The following is a 22,922-nucleotide window of genomic DNA, read 5'->3' as shown; positions in this document are numbered from 1 at the left end:
TGCCCTACTCCCGATTCGACAACCAGACGCTCTGATAGGGTTTCAGGGTAATGCTGCCGGACTGGTCGTCGATGGTCATGCCCGAGATCAGGTCCATCCACTCATCGGTGCCAATCAGGTTGATGTCACTCAAAGCCACCTGCTGGATTTCGTTGCTGATGTTATGGATGCAAAAAATGGATTGGTCCCGCCGCATACTCTGGCGCCAGAATCCAAATAGCTGCAGGCCAAGGTGCAGGGTGAATTGGGTGGCGTTGGGGTGAAATGCTGGCTGCTTGCGGCGAATGGCGATCAGTCGCTGCAACTCGTGAAAGACCTTGCTGTGATGAGTCAGCGGATCCGCCAGCGTATGCTCCAGCTTATCCAGTTGCCACTGACTCCGATTGATCGACCGCAGCCGGCCAGTGTTCTCAACCCGCTCCAGATCGTTCTCCGTGGCTAAAAGGCTGTGAATGTAAAACGCCGGAATGCCCTCCAGGGCGAGCATCACAGTATGGGCACAAATAAACCGCTGGAACTGCCAGTGATCGGCACCGGATTCCGCGGTGCCCTTCAATGCATCGTACAGGGCAATGTTGATCTCATAGGCTGGTCCCGACCGTCCGGGGTGCGCCGATAGGACACCTTGCCGCCGAAGGAATCCATGGTATTGATCAGCCGCTGCTTCTCTTCCTCGCTCAACAGGCCGTCAGTGGGCCGCATGCCAATGCCGTCGTGTGAGGCAATGAAGTTCAGATAAGTGGTGCCCATCTGCGCCGGCGGCATGCTCATCAGCCAGGTTTTCAGGTGCCGGCAGTTACCGGTCACCAGGGTATTGATTAGCAGCGGCGGCAACGAGAAGTTGTAAATGACATGGGCTTCGTTGGCGTTGCCAAAGTAGGTCAGATTCTCGCGATTAGGCACGTTGGTCTCGGTGATCACCACCGCCGAGGGGCTGTGATGTTCAATCAGCAATCGCAAAATCTTGATCAGTTCGTGGGTCTGCTGCAGGTGAATGCAGGAGGTGCCCGGCTCTTTCCAGAGGAACGCCACGGCATCCAGCCGAAACACGATCACCCCGCGCTCCAGGTACTGCCGGATGATACCGGCAAACTCGATCAGGACCTGAGGGTTGGCAAAGTTCAGATCGACCTGGTCTTCACTGAACGTGCACCAGACGTGACGTTCACCGTCCTCAGTCTGTACCGGGTTCAGCAGCGGCGAGGTTCGGGGCCGGACCACGGCACTCAGATCGTCCCGTGGGTTGCCCTCAAAAAAGTAATCCTTGCCCGGATCCACCCGCTTGCGGAAATTCTCAAACCAACGGCTTCGGGCCGACATGTGATTGATCACCAGATCCGCCATCAGTTTGAAGTCGGCGGCAATACCTTCAACATGCTCCCAGGTACCATGGGACTCGTTAACCGCCAGGTAATCCATCACAGAAAACCCATCATCGAACTGAACGGAAAGAACGGCAGGATATGCACCGTGGAGACACTGTCCTCCAGGCAATCTGTTAAGAACTGATGCAGAGTGACCAGCGGTTTCTCGTCCGGCTGTTGCACCGAGTCGGCGTAGGTGATCAGTACCACATCGGCCTCATTCCAATTGTTCTGGTGTGCCGGTGGTGGCGTTTGATCGGGCTCCAGCCCCATGGTTTTCAGCAACTGGTCTGCCAGACCATCGCACTCCAGATCCGGGTAAACGATGGTCAGCAGGGACTCCAGTTTTGCTTTCAGCACCTGGGTCATGGGCGGAATTCCTGGTTGTCGAGTTCCACAGCTTCCAGCAGTTGTTCCTTGATGTCCGGAATCGCACTGGTCACCCGGTTCCAGCTGGGAATGAACGGCGTGTCCATGGGATTGTCGAGAAAATAGGCGCCGGCGCGCATCACGTTTTGAGCGAACAGCTCGACCGCTTTCTCTTCCTTGTGGCGATCAAAAGTCAGGCCATTGATGATAGCGTCGTTCTGGTAGGTCTCGACAAAATCCAGGGCAATGCGGAAGTACGAGCCTTGATGGTCCGGAACTTCTCCGAAGAAAAAATCTCGCCGTTGGTGGCCAGCTTTCGGAACAGCGCTTTGGAAATGTCCATGCTCATCTTGGACAAGCCACGGCTGGCGTCTTCCGCTGATAATTCCTGATGCTTGTGATCGTAGACATCGGCAATGTCCACCTGGCACAAACGGTTAGTGGCGTAGTTGCGCTTCATCTCGGACAACACGCCGACCTCCAGGCCCCAGTCGCTGGGAATGCGCAGGTCGTTGATAACGTCGGTACGGAAGGAAAACTCACCCGCCAGTGGGTAACGATAGCTGTCGAGATAATCCAGGAAGTCGCTGGGGCCGCATACCTTCTTCAGGGCGCGAATCAGCGGCGTCACCAGCAGCCGGCTGACCCGGCCATTCATTTTTCCATCGGCAACACGCGCGTAATAGCCTTGCAGAACATATAGTTGAAGCCCGGGTTGGCGACGGGATAGATCAATCGGGCCACCAGGTCCCGCGAATAAGTCAGGATATCGCAATCGTGCAGCGCCACGGATTTGCTCACACCCGAGGCCAGCACATAGCCAAAGCAGTACCAGACATTTCGCCCCTTGCCCATCTCCGTGGGCGCCAGGTTCTGCTCTCGTAGCTTCAGGTCCAGATCCCTCAGCCGTGGGCCATCGTTCCACAGCACCTTGAAGTTCTGGGGCAGCTCCGAAAAATACTCCAGGGCGTGGCGATACTGCTCCTCATTGGCGCGATCAAGGCCAATGACAATCTGGTCCAGATACGGCACCTTGGTAAGTTCGTGTACGATGTCCTTGAGCGCTGGCCCTTCCAGCTCGGAATAAAGCGAAGGTAGAACCAAGGACATGGGGCGGGCCTTGCGGAACTCCATCAGTTCCGCCTCCAGGTCCTCCACGGGCCGACGAACAAGGTTATGCAGGGTGGTGACAATGCCATTCTGGTAAAAGTCGCCCATGGCGGCTCTCCTCTTTGGAACCGGTATTCTTGTTAGTAGCCGTACTCAAACAGGAGATTGAGTACGCACTCATTCCAGCCATCCGGGCCGGGCTTGAGGGAGCGCATGGCGTGCTTGGCCGATGGCAGTTGCACGTCGTCACTGTGAACGCCTCGAATCACAACCGGGATATCCGCCGACTCCAGCATTTGCTGATCGTTGGGGCTGTCTCCCAGGGCAATGGCAACTACCGGCTGCTCACCATAGTGCTCCCGGTATTTACCCAGCAAAAAGTGGGCCCCATCGGCTTTATCGAAGACACCCATGGCGTGATAAAACCGTCCGCCCTGCACCAGGCGCAGCTTTTCGGCCATCAGGCTGTCTGAAATTCAGCGAGTTCGTCGTCTGGGCCCTCCCACAACAGGGGCTCGGTACCGAGCCGATCCTTTGCCATCTCAGCGGATGTTTCATCCAGCCCGGTCAGCTTAGCCAATTCCTTGGCCGACATGTCCTCAAAGCCTTTGAACCGGGCACCGGCCTTGCGTTGAGTCGCCAGCACCGCCAGGACATCTGCCCGGGATGCCCCAAAATTAACCACCTGCTCTTCCGCGTTGTCAAAGGTGCCGGCCGGAATCACCACCGCTGCACCGTTTTCGACAATGAAAGGCGCCCCGTTACCCAATTCCTGGCGCACCTTGCGGATCTCCGGGGCGGTTTTGCTGGAGTTGAGAATTAGAGGAATTCCGGCCTGATCAAGCCGCTTAAGCGCAGGCGCGGCCGCCTCCCAGCGGTAGTTCTCGTGATTGAGAAGAGTGCCATCCAGGTCAGATATGATCAGTAGCTTCGGCTTGGTCATGGAAATACTCCGTTACTAGGTTCGGAACTGCGGCAACCCAAGGGAATGATCCTCAGCCACCTCAATCAATACATTGGCTCGCTCGGGCATTTCAGTCAGGCAGGCACGGGTGACGCGCTCGTAGTGCATGATGAACCGATCCACCTCGGCATCGGTCATAATGCGCAATGATGGGGCGGCGCTAGAACCATCGCCCGATTTTGGTGCGTTTTTGATCTTTTCTGCCAGCTTGTGCTCCTGCAGGGTCCGCCATTCCCGGACACTGTCCATAGACGGGGCTTTCAGCATCACCAGCGTGTCCAGATCATCGAAGAACCGGCGGTAGCTGCCCCTCAGGCAGTCGTTCACTGTTCTGCGCCAAGTGCCGTCCATGTCCTCCTCAGACTCCAGAGGGTTTAGCGGCTGCTGCAGAGCCTGATCCGGCTCGGGCCGCGCGGCCACACACCAGCCTTCAAGCAGGATTACCTGCGCCGCCCCCTGGAATACAGGCCATTCAGCGCGTGGAACCCGGTCATCGACAGACTTGTCAAACATCGGGATGGGCGTCTGGTCGGTCGGCTGCGCAGCTCGAAGCCGCTCGATCACCTGCTGACCCAACTCGACATCGTGGGTGCCAGGCACGCCCCGGGTTCGAAACAGGGGATGAACCGGTCAGCAAGTTCGCAGCGCTCAGCTCTGGTAAGGTAGATGTCATCCAGGGAAAAACTGGCGGTTGGGCACTGATAGTGCTTGCCCAGGATCTCCCGCAGGAACAGCGCCAGAGTCGATTTCCCGGTGCCTTGCGCGCCGTGTATGCCAACCACAATGGTTCGGTTGGCACTGCGCTGCAGCGCAACAAGGTGCTCAACCAATGGGAGGATGGTCTGTTCGGCGGTGTTCACGTAGGTGTCAGGAAGCGCCTCCTGCTTGATCAGGGCGTTGAGGGTTTGTCTCAGCTCAGATTCAGACACGATGTTGGAGTCCCGGCAGTCGTTGAATGGTTAATAAGCACAGCAGTATTCGTACCAGTGGGAGTATAGGCATTTTATGAGCAACAACGATTTTCGAGTTGAACATCGCTACCTGGAACTCCCGGACAGTTTCTACACCCGCGTTCAGCCCAGCCCCCTGAAAGAAGCCCGTATGGTGTGCTTCAATCATGCACTGGCCGACGACATGGGCTTTCACACCGAAAACGCCGACGAGTGGACCCAGATCGGCGCCGGCGCCGAACTCCTGGAGGGCATGGACCCGGTAGCAATGAAATACACCGGTCACCAGTTCGGCATGTACAACCCGGAACTGGGCGATGGCCGTGGGCTGTTACTCTGGGAGACCGTCGGGCCGGATGGCCGGCACTGGGACTGGCATTTGAAGGGGGCCGGTACCACGCCCTATTCCCGGTTTGGCGACGGGCGGGCCGTGCTTCGTTCAACCATGCGGGAGTACTTGTGCAGTGAGGCCATGGCCGGACTGGGCATTCTCACCACCCGAGCTTTATTCATGGTCAGCGCGAAGGAACCGGTGCGTCGTGAAACCATTGAAACGGCATCCGCACTCGTCCGCGTGGCCGAGAGCCACATCCGCTTTGGCCACTTTGAATTTGCCGCCCATCACGAAGGCCCGGAAACCGTCAAAACCCTGCTTGAGCATGTGATTGCCCTGCACTTCCCACATTTAATCGAGCTTTCAGTGGAAGAGCGTCACCAGCGCTGGTTCGAAGAGGTGGTGGAGCGCACCGCCCGGTTGATTGCAGACTGGCAGGCCGTCGGGTTCTGCCACGGCGTGATGAACAGCGACAACATGTCGATCATTGGCGACACCTTCGATTACGGCCCCTACGCCTTCCTTGATGACTTCGACGCCGGCTACATCTGCAACCACACCGACCAGGGCGGCCGTTACGCCTACAATCGGCAACCGCAGATTGGCTTCACCAATTGCCGCTATCTTGCCAACGCGTTGTTGCCGGTGATGGACGAGGATGCGGTACGCCGGGGACTGCGCCGCTACGAGGTAGCCTACAACGACCGCTTCCTGCAGAACATGCGGGACAAGCTGGGCTGGCAGCAGGAGCATGAGTCCGATTTGGGGCTGATCATGGACACCTTCAGCATGCTGCATGAGCACCATGTGGATTACACCGGTTTTTTTCGGGCACTCTCCAACCTTCGCCAACATGGCCACGGCCCGGTACTGGACCTGTTTGCGGACCGCAGCACCGCCAGCGACTGGCTGCAACGCTACGAACAGCGGCTGCAGACCGAAAGCCGATCTGATGAGCTAGGGAATACGCCATGCGTGCAGTGAACCCCAAGTACGTGTTGCGAAACTACCTGGCCCAGCAGGTTATCCAGGAGGCCCAGAATGGCGATTACGCGCCCATGCACGAGCTGATAAAAGTGTTGGCGCGTCCGTTCGACGAGCAACCCGAACACGAGCAATACGCCGCGCCACCACCGGATTGGGGCAAGCACATGAACATCAGCTGCTCGTCCTGAGCAATCTTGATGACAAGTACCCGCTACAAAACAGCGGTCATAAAAAAAGGGTGAAGCCGAAGCTTCACCCTTTTTTCTTTTCCAACGGAGAAACCGATCAGACGGCCTTGGCCGCGATGATCTTCTCCTGCCACTCGGCCGGACCGGTCTGATGCACCGAGGAGCCGCGAGAGTCCACCGCTACGGTAACCGGCATGTCCTCAACCTCGAACTCGTAAATGGCTTCCATACCCAGTTCCGGGAAGGCAACCACTTCGGCGTTCTTGATGGCTTTAGACACCAGGTAGGCGGAGCCACCCACGGCCATCAGGTACACCGCACCAAACTCGCGAATAGCGTCGATAGCCACCTGACCACGCTCAGCCTTGCCGATCATTCCGGTCAAGCCTGTCTTCTCCAGCATGGTGTGAGTGAACTTGTCCATCCGCGTTGCGGTGGTCGGGCCAGCGGGACCAACCACTTCCTCGCGTACCGGATCAACCGGGCCCACGTAATAGATGAAGCGGCCTTTCAGATCGACCGGCAGTTCTTCGCCCTTCTCGATCATATCGACCATCTTCTTGTGGGCAGCGTCACGGCCAGTCAGCATCTTGCCGGACAGCAGTACGGTTTCGCCCGGCTGCCAGTCCTTCACGTCTTCTGGAGTGACGGTATCCAGGTTCACCCGGCGTACGTTCTCACCCACTTCCCAGGTGATTTCCGGCCAGTCGTCGAGGCTCGGCGGCGTCTGCAGGGACGGACCGTTGCCATTCAGCGTGAAGTGCGCGTGACGGGTAGCCGCGCAGTTCGGGATGATCGCCACCGGCTTGTTGGCGGCGTGGGTCGGATAATCTTTCACCTTCACATCCAGAACGGTGGTCAGGCCGCCAAGGCCCTGGGCGCCAATACCCAGATCGTTAACCTTGTCGAACAGCTCGAGACGCAGCTCTTCGGCCCGGTTGGAGGCGCCACGCTCTTGAAGATCGTGAATATCGATCGGATCCAGCAGCGACTCCTTGGCCATTTGCATGGCTTTCTCGGCAGTACCACCGATACCGATACCGAGCATCCCCGGCGGACACCAGCCAGCACCCATCTGCGGCACCATCTTCAGCACCCAATCCACAACGGAATCGGAGGGGTTCAGCATGGCGAACTTGGATTTCGCTTCCGAACCGCCTCCTTTGGCGGCCACGTGCACTTCTACCGTATCGCCCGGCACCATCTTGTAATGAATGATGGCCGGAGTGTTGTCGCCAGTGTTCGCACGCTTGCCGTCCGGATCGTCCAGAATAGAAGCACGCAGCACGTTATCCGGGTGGGTATAGGCGCGGCGTACTCCCTCGTTGATCACATCATCCAGCGGCAGTTCGCAGTCCCACTGGACGTTCATGCCGATGTTTACAAACACCGTCACGATCCCGGTGTCCTGGCACAGCGGCCGGTGGCCTTCCGCGCACATGCGCGAGTTGATCAGGATCTGCGCCATGGCGTCCTTGGCCGCCTGAGACTCTTCCTTCTGGTAAGCCTCGTGCACGCTATCAATGAAATCCTTCGGGTGGTAATAGGAAATGAACTGCAGCGCGTCCGCTACGCTTTCAATCAGGTCGTCCTGGCGGATTACCGTGGTCATAGGCGCCTCATCAGCTAGATGTCGTTGTTTGGTTTCGCGATATAAGCCGCGATATAAAAAGAGGCCGAGAGTTTACCAGAAAATCCTTCAGACGCGGCATCTGGCCAATGGTAAAGCCGTGTACAAAAGCTGTAACAGCTCGCCGCTAAAAAGCTACCATGCTAACAAAATAATAATTACTCTCTGAAAACCACACCTGAAAGTAAGCCTTACAAAAAAAGCACCTAACAACAATCCGAGCCGGAGGCCCAATGACTGACCTCATCCTGACCGAGCAAGCCGATCATATCCTGACCGTGCGCATTCACCGGCCAGATCGCAAGAACGCCCTGACCCACGCCATGTACACCGGGCTGGGTGACGCTCTCGAACAGGCCAAAAACGATCCAGACATCCGCTGCGTGCTATTTACCGGGAGCGATGACTGCTTCACCGCCGGCAATGATCTCGGCGAATTCGCGGCGGGGTTACCGGGTGCCTTCGAAGATACACCGGTCGGCCGTTTTCTGTTCTTGCTGGCCAGTGCCACCAAACCGGTCGTGGCTGCTGTTAATGGCCCAGCCGTTGGCATCGGCACCACCATGCTACTGCACTGCGACATGGTGTTCGCCGGCGCCAACACCCGCTTTCAAATGCCATTCGTGAACCTGGGCCTGTGTCCGGAAGGCGCCTCAAGCCTGTTGCTGCCGTCTTGGCTAGGCCGGGTTCGAGCCGCTGAGTTGCTGATGCTGGGCGATGCGTTTACCGCCGACGATGCCGCCCGCCTGGGCCTGATCAACCGGGTATGCGATCCGGCTGAAACTGAAACCACAGCCCGCGAGATTTGCACGAGGCTGGCCAAACAAGCACCAGCAGCCATGCGCGCCACCAAAGCGCTGCTCAACCGGCCAACTCAAGCCGATCTCAGGGACACCATGATTGCGGAAGGCAAACGGTTTGCTGGCCTGCTGAAGGCGCCAGAAGCGGCAGAAGCGTTCAGGGCGTTCGAGGAAAAGCGGGACCCGGATTTTTCGACCTTTAAGTAGGCAGCCGACCAGCACCTCATTGCTCGACAAACCGCTCAGCGCCAACTATTTTGCAATTTGGCCAATCTCCATTCGTGCGTGGAGTATTCAAAGCGAAAGAATCACACTTTCGGCTGATCAACACTTGCCATACTGTCGCTATAGTCGAAGCTACAGAAATTGGCCTAATGCGCTGGCTACAATTTCAGACAACAGTTAAAAAAAAACAGAACAGGCCACTGACAACGGGCTTACCGGATCGGACCGGCCCCGTCAGCTGCCGAATGTAACGACACAACAACAGGAAAAGGTTCCACCCATGTTCAAGAAAACTCTAATAAGCGTTGCCGTGGCGTCTTCCCTTGGACTTACAGGCTGCTTCGATAGCGGCGATTCGGGGAGTAATGCGAATCCGGACTACAAAATAACCGACACCACCATCGATCAGAGCCTGGTAAGGCCTATTTTTGATCCGAGCCCCATCTCTAAAACATTCGACGTACCCACGCACTTTGATCTGTTGTTGCTTCTTGGTGCGACGACTGGAGAAAATCACGATTTTACGGCCCCCGCCTCTGGTCCTGAGCCTGTTTCCAGTGGACTAAACGCGCTCTCGGGCTTTTCTACAACCAGTGCCTTCAACGTTCGTTTTGATGGTGAGCTAAACCCAGACACAGTCATTGAGGGCCAGACGGTTTCTCTGATTGCCCTTGATACCGCCTCTCCCTTAGAAGGCACCAGCGCCCCGCTTGCACTGCCTCCAGTAAACCCAGAAGACATTACCGGTATCGCGCCAGGGGCAGACCAGCCTAATTACCGCCTGGATGTCGTGGATGTCGACGGTGGTAGAAACAACGCAATCCGTGTTACTCCTCTTGAGCCGCTCCAAGAGCAGCGCAAGTATTTGGTTCTAGTAAGTGACGGCGTAGAGGGAGCAAACGGAAAAAACATTGACCAATCAGTCCAAGGGCGCGCGCTTTCCGAGAACCCTGATGGACTTCCATTAGATTCGATAACCGACCTCGTTGCTGGATTAAACGATCTCGGACGACAGATTCTTGACGGCAGTGGTCTTGACGTCGCGCTAGCGTACACATTCACCACGAACGCAGATGCGGAAGTGCTTCGCACCATGCTGGCCCCATCCATCTCAGGCACAAAATTGGGACAGCAAGTTGGTTTCACGGCTCAGCTAAAGGCAGTACGTGACGTGTACAATCCGCCCGGCACAGCAGATGGTGACAAGCTCAACTTCTCCGAGTTGTCGGAGAAACTGGGTGAACTCGGGGCAAAAGCAGCCTTGGTTGCATCAGGTGATTTGGACATTTCCACCCTGCCCGCGAAAGAACAGCAAGTGATTGCGCGCTTGGGTGAACTGAATGGCATTACTACGCCTGCAGCAATCGAAACTGCAATTGGAGAAGAAGTTGCTGATGGAACGATCCATTTGCCGCAGCCTCGCCCATCCTACTTTTTCGATCCTAAACGCGCCGACGAATTAACAACGATCTTGGCATTGTCCGCAGGCAACCAAATTAAAGCGGCTGCCGCACAGGTCCGAGTTTCCGAAGGTGCAATTGCCTTACCTTATTTCCAATCCCTACCGGGGGAAACAGGAGCAGGTATCACCGATGGAAGCTGGCAAGGCAATGAGGAACTGGAAGAAGGCCTCAATGAACGACTCGACTCCGGCGGCGGAGTGTTCCAGTTCCTCCGTGATGGCAACGGTACACTCAACATAAACGGTAACTTCCCATTTGCCGAACAGCAGGCCACAGTAACTACCCCAGTGGTAGTTTTTCACCCTGCCCCGCTCAGTTCTGGCGAACGACCGACGGCCTGCGCGGATCCCTCGAAGCCTAATGGCGTAACCATTTTTCAGCATGGCATTACGGTAGATCGTAGCGTCTCGATGCTGCCAGCTATTTTGTTGGCTCAAAGTTCCTGCCAAGCAATAGTAGCCATTGACCAGCCGCTGCACGGACTAGCTGGCGCCGCACAAGGCCTCGTTCCAGGCTCACGCCGCTATCATCGGAGACACTGATTAGTGCAGTTAACGACGAACTGGACAATAACCCGGTAGTTGGCGGTTCGGCTGCGCTTCAAGCCCAATTGAATGCATTAATCAGCGCTGACTTCATCGGAGAGCGTCACTTTGGCTTTACCGTGGATGACCAAGGCGGCGCAGTTGAAGCTGATCCGGTAGATATCGAGTCCGGAAGTCTCTTTATTAATGCGCTCAACATGCTTAATAGCAGAGACAATCTGCGCCAGGGCGTTGTTGATCTGATAAACGTGGCAGCCTCTATTCAGATCTTCGATATTGATGATAATTACATCACGCAAGGCGACTTGGCTGATGTACCCGTGAATTTCATCGGTCATTCTTTGGGCGGAATTTCGGGTGGTACCTTTGCGTCTATCGTGAACGACCCTACGCTTAATGCGACCATCAATGGCATCTGGGATTCCAACACTCAACTGGAACCCTTCACGTTCCCGTCGATGAATTCGGTCGTTTTGCACAACACGGGCGGCCAGGTAACTCGGCTTCTGGAGAACTCTGTAAGCCGATCCGGGGATCTTCTCGACGGGCTTGCAGCCAAAGGCATCACTCAGGAAACCTCAAGCTACGAGAGTTTCTTCTACATTTTTCAGTCGCTGCTCGATGGTACGGATCCAATCAACTTCGCCGTCAGTCTTGGTAACAGCACAAATGGATTACTGATAACTGAGGTAACAGGCGATAGCACGGTCCCCAATGAGGCAAACGTTAATCCACTTAACAAAGCATATTCAGCCCCCCTCGCCGGCACAGAGCCCTACATGGCGCTGCTGGACATCGGCCAAGGTGGCACCAGTCTCTCTGATGGGACAGAAGTGGCATTGATCGACACGGGGGATAGCTCCGACAAACCCGCACCTGTAGCCGTGTTCTTCGACGGCACCAACCCTTGTAGTGACGCGAACCATGGAACATTTGTAGGGCCTCAAGCACCGAACGAAAACTGCTCTAACGGTCTTGCAGATACATCAATTGCCTTCACGGCCATGGTCACTCAGACAGCGGAAGCCGTTAGTGGACTGGATGTTTCAGGATCTTCTGACCCTGCAGTAGGAGCCTCTCTGGGCGTCAGTGTGACAATAGAACAGGCCCTGGATCAGGATCAGTAATCAAGAAGTGGAGTAGAGAAGACGCCCTGCATTTGCAGGGCGTCTTCTTAGGCTGGGTTGCAACTCGCTCTACCGACCTAATTCAGTTATCACTGGCCTATCATGCTCTGCTGAAACGCAGCGGCGTGCTTATCTGCCTCTGCATCACCCCATCCCCCGATCAACCTCAACCACCATCCCCCTGGCCTTCAACTGCGGATGCTCCGCCGCCTCCGAAATCGTCAGAACCGGCTCCACACAAGCGTCCTGATCCGCGAAAATCTCCTGCCATTCCGCCAATGTCTTTTCAGCTACCTTCTCCTTAAGCGCCACTTTCAATTGCTTTTGCTGCTCAGGATCCTGACTCAGCGCAAGTCCCTTCATATCCGCTAGCCCCAACGTATCGCACAACCGTGCAGAGAACTGCGGTTCAAGGCTGCCAATAGACAGCCAGCGGTCGTCCTGGGTTCGGTAATAGTCGTAAAACGAACCACCGTTTAGCAGTGCACTCTCCGGCTTCTGCTCCTGCCCTCCAGCCAAGCAGGCGGCACCGGCCATGGCGTTCATGGCAAAGGCGGCGTCGGTCATGCTGATATCAACGAACTGCCCTTCACCGGTCTGTTGCCGGTTTATAACGGCCGCAAGGATGCCCATGACCGCGTGGTGGGAGCCGCCAGCCACATCTGCTACCTGGATACCCAGAGGCGGTGGACCACTGTCCGCGCGGCCGCAGTGGCTGCTGACGCCCGCCAGTGCGAGGTAATTGATATCGTGGCCAGCGCGATCACGATAGGGGCCGGTCTGGCCGTAGCCAGTGATGGCGCAGTAGATCAGCTTTGGATTGATGGCTTTCAGTGTCTCGTAGCCAATTCCAAGGCGATCCATTACACCGGGCCGGAACTGCTCAACCACGATGTCGTAGTCCTTCACCAACTCCTTCACTTGCTCTACCGCCTCGGCCTGCTTCAGGTTCAGAGGCAACGTTTGCTTGCCGCGGGTCAGGTAGGAAAACGCAGTGGCGAATTTGCCATCAAACGGCGGCATTACCTTGGTGAGGTCCACCCGATCCGGCGCCTCTACCCGCAGCACCTCGGCACCCATATCGGCCAGCAACATGGTGGCGTAGGGGCCCGGCAACAGGGTGCTGAAGTCCAGTATTCTCAATGAGGTCAGTGGACCTGCCATGGCTTTCTCCTTTGGTGTTCAGGTTATTTTTGTCGGATTTGTCAGTAGATCTCATGCTGCCCGGTTTTGCCTTCGGGGCCAACTGCCGGTTCCTTCATTCCCATTGGCCGATTCTGCCAGCTTGTTGATATTTGGCCGGTTGCATTGTTTCACGGGGGTTTTATGATGGGGCTCGTTTTCAGGAAATAGCGAGTGATATGCCCAACCTGACGGTTTCAAGACACTTTGTGCAGGCCGCACTGGAAGGTGCCGAGCGTCTGGGTTTTGATACCCATGAGATGCTGAAGGACGCCGGTATATCTCCAGACCTGTTGCGCATCGACATGGCACGGGTCAGCAGTGACCAGTTCAGCCGCTTGATGCAGTTGCTGTGGCAACGTCTTGATGACGAGTTCATGGGGTTTGGCCCACGCCGCGCCCGCAGCGGAACCTTCGCCACCATGTGTGCACTGGTGATTGACTGCCCAACACTTGAAGCGGTCTACCGCCAGGCTTACCAGTTTTCCCGGCTCTTCGAGCCAATGGTGACCATGGAGCTGGAAACCGGTGGCGATAAGGCTCGGCTGGTCACGCGCATGGAAGGCGAGATCCACGACCCCGGCTACTTCCTTCGTGAGAGCATCCTGGTGATCTGGCATCGACTCGGCAGCTGGCTGATCGGTCAGCCGGTGGAATTAACTAAAGCTGAGTTCGCCTATCCCCGGCCGGCTCACGGCGATGAATACCGCCACATTTTCCACTGCCCATTGGCATTCGACTCGGATCGCACGGCCCTCACCTTCGATAAGCGCTTTCTCAGTGCGCCGGTGATTCGGGACAAATCGGAAATGCGCCAGTTCCTGAAGACATCGCCAGCGGACCTGCTGTCCCGTCCTGACGAAAGCAACACCTTCACCGGCAAGATCCGGGCGCTGATAGGCCGAGACTTTTCGAAGCCCCTGCCCGACTTCGAATGGATTGCCGCCGAACTGCACACCAGCCCGCAAACACTACGCAGGCGGTTGAAGCAGGAAAATACATCCTTTCAGGAGATCAAAGATTTGCTGCGCCGGGACATGGCGATCTACTACCTGGGCCGGCCGGAGTTACCAATCAACGATATTGCCAGCAAGGTCGGCTTCACCGAGCCATCCACCTTCCACCGGGCATTCAAGAAATGGACAGGTGTTACCCCGGGCGCCTACCGCGACGGCGAGCGGGGCAACCTGTCTGACTGAAGGTCTTCAGGAACTTGCGGGGTTCTGTAGATTGCGGATCAGCTTACCAAAGGTTCGGGCGATTTCCTGAGCCTGGTCCCTATCCAGTGACAGCTGTAACAGACGTGATCCGTCTCGCGGGTCATACACCCAGCAGGTAGTCGCAGTTGCCTCGCAGGCCCATTCCACCTGGGGATTAACTCCGTAAACCGACAAGGTTTGAGTGGTTCTCACCATCCGCCTTCGGTATCTCGGCGAATTTCCTGCAGGTTTATAGCACTGGATTCGGCACGAATCCGATACTCAACATCAGCTGCCTCGTCCAACTGCACGATGGTCTGGTCCGCGCGCCAGCCCGCGACTTCCAGCAGACTGTTCAGATGCAGTACGAGTGCTTCCCGATCAGAGTTGACCAGGTAGAGTTTACGCAGGGAGGCCATCTGCTGGTCCCCGGCCGGCTCGATCACAGCCACTTTATTCGACTCGCCGTTACCGTTCTGAGGCGCCGCAGCCTGGTCTTTGCGGGTTTTCTCTACCACAGTGATCAGCTTCAACGCTTTCTGGTAGTGGCTGCCATCTGTTCCAGCACTCTCCACATAAGCTTCCAGCGCTGATTGTGCCTCGTTCAGATGTCCTGCCTGGAACATCACCCGACCACGATAAAAGAAGTAGTCCGCGGGTTTGGGGCCTTCAAGCTGCTGGAGCCGGTTGAGGTATTCGCCTGCCTCTCCCCAGCGTTCTGCGGTCACCGCCTCTTCGGTCGCCAGCATCAGGCGACGGGTCTCATGTTCCGGAGCCAGAGCCCAAGCCTGACCAGCCAGCAACGTCGATGCTAGAACCAGCCCCAGAGCCCGCTGACGGGCCTTTCCGTACGATACTGCCATGACACTTACTCCTGATCGTTATCCGCGCCAATCGCCTGCTCTTCCGGCTCTGGAGAAGCTCCCGCCCTCTCATCGTCGGGGTCGTCTTCTGCATCCACTTCCGCCTGATCCATAATGCCCTTGGGCAATTCCTTCTTCACCCGAACACCCAGCTCAACAAACCGGTTCGCCTGGGATATCAGGTTGCCGCGCCCACGGGTCAGCGTGTTCATGGCTGAATCGTAGGTGCCCTGGGCGGTGTGCAACTGCCCTCCGAGTCGTTCCATGGCCTCCACAAACACCCGCAGCTTGTCATACACCGCACTGGCGCGTTCGGCAATTCGGCGAGCGTTCTGGCTCTGTCGCTCATACCGCCAAATGTTTTCGATCGTCCGCAGCGTCGCCAGCAAGGTGGTAGGTGTTACCACAATAATCTTTCGCTCAAACGCTTCTGCGAAAAGGTTCTCGTCCTGCTGAAATGCCGCCACAAACGCGGGTTCAATGGGCATGAACAGCAATACAAAATCCGGAGAATGCAGCCCATGAAGCTGGCTGTAATCCTTTTCGCTCAGTGTCCGGATGTGGTTTCGAACTGCCTCCACGTGCTGTCTCAAGGCCTCTTCACGCGCCGCATCGTCCTCTTCGGTGACCCATTGCTGGTACGCCAGCAGGGATACCTTGGAATCGACAATCAAATTCCGGCTGTCCGGCAGGTAAACCACCACATCAGGCCGAAGCAATTGGTTTTCACCATCGCGGTAGCTACCCTGAGTTTCGTACTCCACGCCCTTGCGCAGGCCAGATTTCTCCAGCACTCGCTCAAGGATCAGCTCACCCCAGTTACCCTGGATCTTCTTGTCGCCTTTCAGCGCCCGGGTCAGATTCGAGGCCTCCTCGGTGATCTGTCGATTCAGATCCTGAAGTGACTTGATTTCACTTCGCAGCGCCTGACGATCCCTTGTTTCTGTAGTGTAGACGTCTTCTACCCGCTTGCGGAAATCCTGAAGCTGGTCGCGGAACGGGTTCAGCAACGTATCCAGGCTGGTGCGAGTCTGCTGGCTGAAGCGCTCACTTTTCTGCTCGAAGATCTTGTTCGCCAGATTCTCAAATTCCTGCTTGAGGGCGTCGCGATTGCGCTCCAGCAACTCCAGCTTTTCCGCGGTGGCGCGCCGTTCCTTATCCAGTGTCACTTCCTGCTCGCGAAGGGTTACCTGGGCCTCGTGCAGCTCGCGGGACAGCTCATCCGCGCGCTGCTGCTGACTGGCCCGCTCCTGCTCAAGCTGGGTGATCCGTGAGCGCCGCGCTTCCAGATCCGATTCCAGCCCGGCCACCCGGTTTTCTAGGCCGGTTGCGCGCTGACGCCACTGCTCCAAATCCCGTTCGTGCTTTGTTAACCGATTCTGCTGCTCGACAAGCGCCTGCTGCAGGTGCTCCGCCTGCTGCCGCTCCATGGCCCGCTCATGATGGGCCGCCAGCAGCGACTGCTCAGCCTCGGTGCGGGCCTGCTCCAGCGCCTCAAGCTCCGACACCAAATTTCGACGTACCCCAGCACTCCGTACTAACAAGGCTGCAAGTGCACACACGCCGACCATCAACACCAGTACCCAGCCAGCCATTACAGCCGGCTGGGACATCATCAAATCAGTGACAGCTTCTGGCACTGCATGCACTCCTGTATCTGCGGCGAAAATCTTTAAAAAACAGACTGAGAATCAGCGCACACAGTCTACCTCATCAATGGAACCTTTTTCCCACCGGCCCGTGACAGTTATTGTGGATCACTGCTTTGATCTCGACTGCTTGGCAAATCCCGGAACCTAGCGCATCTGTTTATAGACGCGCCTCGTAATATCGTCTAAAAGGATGGAATGTCCTTTTGTCTTTAGGCATTACGTTTTGTTAACCGTGCCTGGGACGACGACAGGATCGCAAACGGACGAAAAACCATGCTAAAAGAACTCTGGCGAAAACTTGGAACGGACTTCATGCAACCGGACTGTTCTGCACCCGCTGCCTATGCCGGACTGGCTGGAACGCGAGAAATGCGCAGTTTTACCGGGCGATCCCGTGTACTTCCCCACATCACTCACACCGGCGAATTCCACCTTGAACGTTTGACCAACCTGCTGAAAGGCCGCTATAGCAAGGCTTTTGATACGGTCAGCGGAGATTCCGGAGACGAAGCACTGCGCGACTTGATCAGTTACGCAGCGCGAATTCAGGATCAGGATGTTCAGCGCGAACTGTTGCTGTTCTACCTGAACTGCTCACCGGTGATTCAGGAATTCCTGCGTTCAGAAACCAACCTGGGTGACGGCAACCTCCTGTTCCGGTAATCACTTACGCGCAGAACCTGAGAACCCGTCGAAAAATTTCGCCCTTAACCAACTGTAAAGCAACTACACAGTTCGGTTGTTGTATACTCTCGCGCCTACTATCTTCAAATACATTCACACTGGCCGTGGTACCAGCCATGGAAGCGGCCTGAGAACTGCCGGCGCAGGGGTATTCAATGGGTTTCAAAAAGCTACGGGCTGGTTTTCCTCAACCAAGAGTCCTGTTGGCAACTGGCATGCTTATTTTGCTGGCCGGCTGCTCGTCAGACCGTTACTTCATGGTGCCGAAGCAGGACTTGAGCGAGCTGAACACGTCCGTGAATACCCAACGGGCGACCCTGGTCACCATTGAAAACAATGCCCAGTTCCGCCACGAAAAAATGCTGGAAAAGCAGCAGGACAGCACCGATTCGATCATTGATGCCATCAAGACTCAGGTTGAACAACCCAGTTGCCCACCTGTCCCCGCGCAGCGAGTCTGCCCAGCTGTAGAGACCGCCAAGACTCAGGACGCGCGGCTGAAGGGTAAAATAATCGTAGGTCAAGTTGAGAAGATCTACATTGCCGCGACTGAGCAGGTGTATAACGCACGCATCGACAGTGGCGCGGAAACCTCCTCTATAGACGCCCGCAACATCACCCGCTTCGAGCGCGACGGAAGCAACTGGGTTCGCTTTGATGTCCCGGTCCCCAGCTCCGATGAGCTGGTTACCCTCGAGAAAGAAATCGTTCGGCGCGTCAGAGTCACCCAGGCTGCTGCCGAAGATCCGGAACGTCGCGTGGTCGTGGAGCTCCAATTCGCGATCGGCAATCATCAACAACTAGCCGAATTTACCCTCACCGACAGAAACGACCTCGAGAACGAAGTATTGATTGGTCGCAATGTCCTCCGGGACGTTATGCTGATTGATGTCGGCAGGGAATTTAACACCAAGCTGCCCGAAGCCATCGCCAAGAACAGGAATGACTCGTGAAGCCCCGCTCTCGCCTTCCTTTTTATGTAGCCGTATTTTTGCTCATCGCTGCAGGCATCTCCCTGGCAGTCTGGCGCCATATTGATCTTGGTATCCCCTGGCTGACTGGCGAACAACGCCCGGTCTGGATGATTGAGGCCCGTATCGATTTCGAGGCCGACGACAATGCGGTGCAGGCCAGCTTGAACGTGCCGGATCAGCCACCCGGATTCCGCATCCTTAGCGAACAGGCGGCCTCCCCGGGCTACGGTTTCTCAATCATCGAGAAGTCTGGCAATCGTACGGCGGAATGGACCAAACGCAGCGTTTCAGGTCCGCAAACCCTGTACTTTAAGGCCCAGTTTATCCCGGACGAAAACGCCCTCGGACGAAAACCTGCCAAGGAGCCCAAGGCCCGTAACGTGTTCTGGGAAGAGCCCCAGGCCACTGCCGTGCGTGAAGTTCTTACCCAGGCGAAGGCACGCTCCAGCACACCGGAAAGCATGACTCGGGAACTGATCCGGTTGATGCAGCCCGATACCCGCACTCAGAACACCACCCTGCTGGTAGCCGAAGAAAACTACCTCGATCTGCTGGTAGACATGCTGAACCATTCAGGCATTCCGGCCCGCACCGCCGACGGACTGAAGCTGGAGGATGCCCGGCGTCGCCAGTCACTGATGCCTTTCCTGCAGATCTACAATGGCCAGCAATGGTTGACCTTTGACCCGAGCAACGCTGAACAAGGCGTTCCGGAGAGCTACTGCTGTGGCGCCAGGCTCTGCATCACTGCTGGACGTGGTGGGCGGCGAAAACTCTGAAGTGAGCTTCTCCATGCTTCGGCAAACCGTCCCCGCCCTGCAACTGGCGACGATGCAGGTGGAGTCTAACGGGCTCGGTTTCCTGAGTTTTTACGCACTCCCCATTGAGGAGCAAAGCATGTTCCGCATGCTGTTGCTGCTGCCGCTGGGAGCACTCGTAGTTGCGTTCATGCGGATAGTCATCGGCATCCGCACCTCAGGGACATTCATGCCGGTACTGATTGCGGTGGCGTTCGTGCAAACCACACTGGTACCAGGCTGATCGCCTTCCTGTCGGTGGTCTCCATTGGCCTGATGATGCGCGGTTACCTGTCCAGCCTGAACCTGCTGCTGGTATCGCGGATATCGGCCCTGATCATTCTGGTGATCTTCATCACCGCCGGCCTGAGCATCATTGGTTATCAGATGGGCTTCAACACCGGCATGACGGTCACTTTCTTCCCCATGGTCATCATTGCCTGGACCATCGAGCGCATGTCCATCCTCTGGGAAGAAGAAGGTGCGCACGAAGTCGCCATCCAGGGCGCCGGCAGTTTATTTGTTGCCATCTGCGCCTACCTGCTGATGAGCACACCTCTGGCCGGACACCTGACCTTCAATTTCCCCGAATTGCATTTCGCCGTACTTGGCCTGATTTTGCTCATGGGGCAATACACCGGCTACAAACTGAGCGAACTCAAGCGGTTCACGCCCATGAGGGTGTACGACTAACATGGATTGGATCTCACCCCGACGTTTGAACCGGCTGGGTATGCTCAACATGAATCGGCGCAATGTAGATTACATTGCGCGCTACAACGAGCGCTCGTCTTACCCGCTGGTCGACAACAAGCTGAAAACCAAGCTGGCCGTGGCAGAATACGGGGTCACCACGCCCCGCCTGCTGCAGGTTGTTCGGCAACAGCACGAAATCTCCCGTTTCCGCGAAATGGCCGAGGGTCTCGGCGGCTTTGCCATCAAACCCGCAAAGGGGTCCGGCGGCAAAGGCATCACCGTTATTACCGGCCGCGAAGATGACTATTACATCAAAGCCTCCGGATCACGGATTGCAGCGCCCGACCTCGAGCGTCACCTGACCAATATCCTTGCCGGACTATACTCGCTGGCAGGAAGCCCGGACGTCGCCATTGTCGAGAACCTGGTGGAGTCAGCGCCGTCTCTGGCCAAGTTTTCCTATCAGGGCGTGCCCGACATCCGCATCGTGGTGTTTCAGGGTTACCCGGTGATGGCGATGTTGCGCCTGGCCACCAAGGATTCAGACGGCAAGGCCAACCTGCACCAGGGCGCCGTGGGTGTAGGCCTGGACATCGGCACCGGTCGCAGCCTGAATGCGGTGCAGTTCAACCGCCCTATTACCCTGCATCCCGATACCGGCCTGGCGCTCGAGAACATCGACATTGAAGCCTGGGAAGACATGTTGGAAATGGCTGCGCGCTGCTATGAGGCGACCGGTCTCGGCTATATGGGCGTGGATCTTGTGGTGGATGCCAACGAAGGGCCACTGCTACTGGAACTGAATGCCCGCCCGGGCCTGGCTATCCAGATGGCCAATGGCCGTGGCCTGCTCCCCAGACTGCGGACCATCGAGAGCCTCAAGCGCCCCCACTTCACCCCTCGCGAGAGAGCGAATTACGCCATGGACGTCTTTGGCGCGCTCTGATCCGCTCATCATCAGATCAAGCATTTCAATCAAATTTCAGGCATAAAAAAACCGGGGCAAGGCCCCGGTTTTTTTATGCCCTTACTGGCGCAATTACATTTCGCCTCGAGCGATCAGCAATTTGCGTTCATGGGTAAGGCCTTTCAATAGACCCCACGTCATGATCAGCAGGACGGCAGTAAACGGCAGACCCGCACTGATGGAAGCCGCCTGAATAGCCCCAAGGGCATCCTCACCGCCGCCGAAGATCAGCGCTGCGGCAATCGCACCTTCCATGACCACCCAGAATACACGCTGAGCTGTCGGTGCGTCGGTCTTACCACCGGCGGTAATGCTATCGATAACCAGCGAACCGGAGTCCGATGAGGTTACGAAGAACACCAGCACCAGGACGATACCGACGAAGGAGATAATACCGGTCAACGGCAGGTTCTCAAACATCTGGAACATGGCCAGCGGCACGTCGGTCAGGCCATTCGCTGCCAGCGCACCGATACCGTTCTGGATCTGCTCCAGCGCAGTACCGCCAAACGCACTCATCCACACCACGGTAATCACGGTAGGGATGATCAAAACTGCGGTGATGAACTCACGCACGGTACGGCCGCGGGAAACGCGGGCGATGAACATACCAACGAACGGTGACCAGGAGATCCACCATGCCCAATAGAACACAGTCCAACCCTGGAACCAGGCTTCGTCTTCACGACCAAACGGATTACTGAATTGAAGAACGTTGCCCACATAGCTGGATGAAGTCACCCATAGGGTTTCCAATACCGTCATGGTGGGACCGGCAAAGATAACAAAGAACAGCAGAATGCCGGCCAGGCTCATGTTGACGTTACTGAGCACTTTCACACCACCATCGAGGCCGCGCAGTACAGAAATCAGCGCAAGTGCGGTGACACCCACGATGATCGCCATCTGTACGTTAATTCCGTCGGAAACACCGAACAGATAGCTCAAGCCAGCGGCAGCCTGCTGGGCACCGAAGCCAAGGGAGGTTGCCAGACCGAAAATGGTAGCCACCACCGCCAGGATATCGATGATGTGGCCCGGCCAGCCCCAAACCTTGTCACGCAGCAGCGGGAAAAAGGCTGAGCGGATGGTCAGCGGCATATTCTTGTTAAAGGAGAAGAACGCCAACGACAGTGCGACAATGGCATAAATTGCCCACGGGTGCAGGCCCCAGTGGTACATGGTGGCACCCATGGCCAGGTTGGCCGCTTCAGGGGTGTTTGGCTCAACGTTAAACGGTGTTTCGTACCAGCCGGTGAAATAAGCTGTCGGCTCGGCAACCGCCCAGAACATAAGGCCAATGCCCATGCCGGCTGCGAACAGCATCGAAAACCAGGATAAAGTTGAGAACTCAGGCTTGGCGTCCATACCACCCAGGCGAATCTTGCCCACCGGCATGAAGATCAACGCCAGGCACACCACCACAAAAACGTTGGCACTTAACAAAAAGAACCAGTCAAACGTGGCAATGATGTCCCATTTTGCACCGTCCAGCAGCGATTTCGACTCGGCCGGGAAAATAAGGGTACCTACCACGAAAAGCACGACCAGTATCGCCGTAATCGGAAATACCGGTGCGTGAAGATCCAGCCGAAAGGATTTATATTATCCTGGCCCGCGACGTAATCCGTCTGATATTCGTCTTTTACTACCTCGCCCACGTTTGGCGCCTCCTGAAGTGGAAAGTCTTGTTGGGAATCGGTGATCAAACGTTACAAGCGCGTCATGGTAATGTTTTGAACTCAAAACATCAAAAATGCAGCGAATTGCTGCATCCTCCTTCATCATAGACCAAGAATGCGCCGTGAATAGCTCTCTGCCTGGCGATCGGCTACAGAATTCATAGCGTACC

At 56.5% G+C, this 22,922-nt stretch carries 16 protein-coding genes and 6 pseudogenes; 10 read left to right on the top strand and 12 right to left on the bottom strand.

All coding sequences use genetic code 11. The annotated features are described in order from the left end of the window. Positions 1-4: 4 nt before the first annotated feature. The 6 genes and pseudogenes from AU14_RS16095 to AU14_RS22205 all read right to left on the bottom strand — a co-directional run bounded on the left by AU14_RS16095 (position 5) and on the right by AU14_RS22205 (position 4,736). Positions 5-1,733: pseudogene (locus AU14_RS16095) on the bottom strand (alpha-amylase family glycosyl hydrolase). Next, a pseudogene (locus AU14_RS16090) lies at positions 1,730-2,951 on the bottom strand (glycosyl transferase). Before AU14_RS16090 ends, AU14_RS16095 begins: the two co-directional pseudogenes overlap by 4 nt. Positions 2,952-2,983: 32 nt before the next feature. Further along, complete coding sequence (locus tag AU14_RS23510; protein ID WP_330217917.1) at positions 2,984-3,304, bottom strand: hypothetical protein; 321 nt, start codon at positions 3,302-3,304, stop codon at positions 2,984-2,986. After that, a complete protein-coding gene (locus AU14_RS23505; RefSeq protein WP_330217916.1) occupies positions 3,304-3,786 on the bottom strand; it encodes an HAD-IIB family hydrolase in 483 nt (160 codons plus the stop codon). The genes AU14_RS23510 and AU14_RS23505 overlap by 1 nt, the downstream gene beginning before the upstream one ends. 15 nt (positions 3,787-3,801) lie before the next feature. Next, entirely contained in the window at positions 3,802-4,407 is a 606-nt protein-coding gene (locus AU14_RS22210) for a hypothetical protein (RefSeq protein ID WP_236744160.1), read from the bottom strand. Then, the gene (locus AU14_RS22205; protein ID WP_236744159.1) at positions 4,368-4,736 is read right to left on the bottom strand and encodes a nucleoside/nucleotide kinase family protein; all 369 of its coding nucleotides are present in this window, start codon (positions 4,734-4,736) and stop codon (positions 4,368-4,370) included. Before AU14_RS22205 ends, AU14_RS22210 begins: the two co-directional genes overlap by 40 nt. Before the next feature lie 76 nt (positions 4,737-4,812). Between AU14_RS22205 and AU14_RS16075 the strand changes: the two are divergent. Continuing rightward, positions 4,813-6,266: pseudogene (locus tag AU14_RS16075) on the top strand (protein adenylyltransferase SelO). 97 nt (positions 6,267-6,363) lie between these two features. On the opposite strand, the gene AU14_RS16070 reads toward AU14_RS16075, so the two are convergent. Then, on the bottom strand, positions 6,364-7,878 hold the full coding sequence (locus tag AU14_RS16070) for a fumarate hydratase (protein ID WP_041342467.1): 1,515 nt from the start codon (positions 7,876-7,878) through the stop codon (positions 6,364-6,366). A 251-nt stretch (positions 7,879-8,129) separates the two neighbouring features. Between AU14_RS16070 and AU14_RS16065 the strand changes: the two genes are divergently transcribed. From AU14_RS16065 to AU14_RS22195, 3 genes are all read left to right on the top strand, one after another. After that, positions 8,130-8,903 (top strand): enoyl-CoA hydratase, encoded by a 774-nt coding sequence (locus AU14_RS16065; protein WP_041342465.1) that lies wholly within the window; start codon positions 8,130-8,132, stop codon positions 8,901-8,903. 298 nt (positions 8,904-9,201) lie between these two features. After that, the gene (locus tag AU14_RS22200) at positions 9,202-10,926 is read left to right on the top strand and encodes a hypothetical protein (protein WP_236744158.1); all 1,725 of its coding nucleotides are present in this window, start codon (positions 9,202-9,204) and stop codon (positions 10,924-10,926) included. A 68-nt stretch (positions 10,927-10,994) separates the two neighbouring features. Continuing rightward, a complete protein-coding gene (locus tag AU14_RS22195) occupies positions 10,995-12,056 on the top strand; it encodes a hypothetical protein (protein ID WP_236744157.1) in 1,062 nt (353 codons plus the stop codon). A gap of 100 nt (positions 12,057-12,156) precedes the next feature. Here the strand turns inward: AU14_RS22195 and AU14_RS16055 are convergent. Next, positions 12,157-13,220, bottom strand: a pseudogene (locus AU14_RS16055) (CaiB/BaiF CoA transferase family protein). A 197-nt stretch (positions 13,221-13,417) separates the two neighbouring features. On the opposite strand from AU14_RS16055, the gene AU14_RS16050 reads away from it, so the two are divergent. Beyond that, positions 13,418-14,437, top strand: coding sequence for an AraC family transcriptional regulator (locus AU14_RS16050; protein ID WP_041342461.1), 1,020 nt, complete (start codon positions 13,418-13,420; stop codon positions 14,435-14,437). Between the two features lie 6 nt (positions 14,438-14,443). Here AU14_RS16050 and AU14_RS22190 read toward each other — a convergent pair whose 3' ends face one another. From AU14_RS22190 to rmuC, 3 genes are read right to left on the bottom strand one after another with little or no spacing between them, the layout of a single operon-like run. Beyond that, complete coding sequence (locus AU14_RS22190) at positions 14,444-14,653, bottom strand: hypothetical protein (protein WP_236744156.1); 210 nt, start codon at positions 14,651-14,653, stop codon at positions 14,444-14,446. Next, positions 14,647-15,300 carry a hypothetical protein gene (locus AU14_RS16045; protein ID WP_236744155.1) on the bottom strand — a complete coding sequence of 218 codons (654 nt, stop codon included), beginning with the start codon at positions 15,298-15,300 and terminating at the stop codon, positions 14,647-14,649. Before AU14_RS16045 ends, AU14_RS22190 begins: the two co-directional genes overlap by 7 nt. Positions 15,301-15,305: 5 nt before the next feature. After that, positions 15,306-16,916 carry a DNA recombination protein RmuC gene (gene rmuC, locus AU14_RS16040; protein ID WP_041344061.1) on the bottom strand — a complete coding sequence of 537 codons (1,611 nt, stop codon included), beginning with the start codon at positions 16,914-16,916 and terminating at the stop codon, positions 15,306-15,308. A gap of 348 nt (positions 16,917-17,264) precedes the next feature. On the opposite strand from rmuC, the gene AU14_RS16035 reads away from it, so the two are divergent. The 5 genes and pseudogenes from AU14_RS16035 (at position 17,265) to AU14_RS16020 (ending at position 21,049) form a co-directional block, all read left to right on the top strand. Further along, positions 17,265-17,615: a hypothetical protein gene (locus AU14_RS16035; RefSeq protein ID WP_236744154.1), complete on the top strand. Its 351-nt coding sequence runs from the start codon at positions 17,265-17,267 to the stop codon at positions 17,613-17,615. A 236-nt stretch (positions 17,616-17,851) separates the two neighbouring features. Continuing rightward, entirely contained in the window at positions 17,852-18,589 is a 738-nt protein-coding gene (locus AU14_RS16030; RefSeq protein ID WP_236744153.1) for an ATP-dependent zinc protease family protein, read from the top strand. 38 nt (positions 18,590-18,627) lie between these two features. Then, on the top strand, positions 18,628-19,389 hold the full coding sequence (locus AU14_RS22185) for a UUP1 family membrane protein (protein WP_236744152.1): 762 nt from the start codon (positions 18,628-18,630) through the stop codon (positions 19,387-19,389). Between the two features lie 13 nt (positions 19,390-19,402). Continuing rightward, positions 19,403-20,100, top strand: a pseudogene (locus AU14_RS23985) (7TM domain-containing protein). A gap of 1 nt (position 20,101) precedes the next feature. Continuing rightward, entirely contained in the window at positions 20,102-21,049 is a 948-nt protein-coding gene (locus AU14_RS16020) for an alpha-L-glutamate ligase-like protein (RefSeq protein WP_041342451.1), read from the top strand. Between the two features lie 93 nt (positions 21,050-21,142). On the opposite strand, the pseudogene AU14_RS16015 reads toward AU14_RS16020, so the two are convergent. Then, positions 21,143-22,731: pseudogene (locus AU14_RS16015) on the bottom strand (BCCT family transporter). Positions 22,732-22,922 lie beyond the last annotated feature (191 nt).

This window comes from Marinobacter similis (assembly GCF_000830985.1).
In the GTDB taxonomy this organism is placed as follows: domain Bacteria; phylum Pseudomonadota; class Gammaproteobacteria; order Pseudomonadales; family Oleiphilaceae; genus Marinobacter; species Marinobacter similis.
The sequence above is the reverse complement of the archived record's forward strand: the minus strand, read 5'-3'. Positions and strand labels throughout refer to the sequence as shown.

Coding starts and splice junctions, on each gene's coding strand:
- AU14_RS22200 (WP_236744158.1), top strand. CDS start 9,202: ATGTTCAAGAAAACTCTAATAAGCGTTGCCGTGGCGTCTTCCCTTGGA.
- AU14_RS16065 (WP_041342465.1), top strand. CDS start 8,130: ATGACTGACCTCATCCTGACCGAGCAAGCCGATCATATCCTGACCGTG.
- AU14_RS16030 (WP_236744153.1), top strand. CDS start 17,852: ATGCTTATTTTGCTGGCCGGCTGCTCGTCAGACCGTTACTTCATGGTG.
- AU14_RS23510 (WP_330217917.1), bottom strand. CDS start 3,304: ATGGCCGAAAAGCTGCGCCTGGTGCAGGGCGGACGGTTTTATCACGCC.
- AU14_RS23505 (WP_330217916.1), bottom strand. CDS start 3,786: ATGACCAAGCCGAAGCTACTGATCATATCTGACCTGGATGGCACTCTT.
- AU14_RS22190 (WP_236744156.1), bottom strand. CDS start 14,653: ATGGTGAGAACCACTCAAACCTTGTCGGTTTACGGAGTTAATCCCCAG.
- AU14_RS16045 (WP_236744155.1), bottom strand. CDS start 15,300: ATGGCAGTATCGTACGGAAAGGCCCGTCAGCGGGCTCTGGGGCTGGTT.
- AU14_RS16050 (WP_041342461.1), top strand. CDS start 13,418: ATGCCCAACCTGACGGTTTCAAGACACTTTGTGCAGGCCGCACTGGAA.
- rmuC (WP_041344061.1), bottom strand. CDS start 16,916: ATGATGTCCCAGCCGGCTGTAATGGCTGGCTGGGTACTGGTGTTGATG.
- AU14_RS16020 (WP_041342451.1), top strand. CDS start 20,102: ATGGATTGGATCTCACCCCGACGTTTGAACCGGCTGGGTATGCTCAAC.
- AU14_RS16035 (WP_236744154.1), top strand. CDS start 17,265: ATGCAACCGGACTGTTCTGCACCCGCTGCCTATGCCGGACTGGCTGGA.
- AU14_RS16070 (WP_041342467.1), bottom strand. CDS start 7,878: ATGACCACGGTAATCCGCCAGGACGACCTGATTGAAAGCGTAGCGGAC.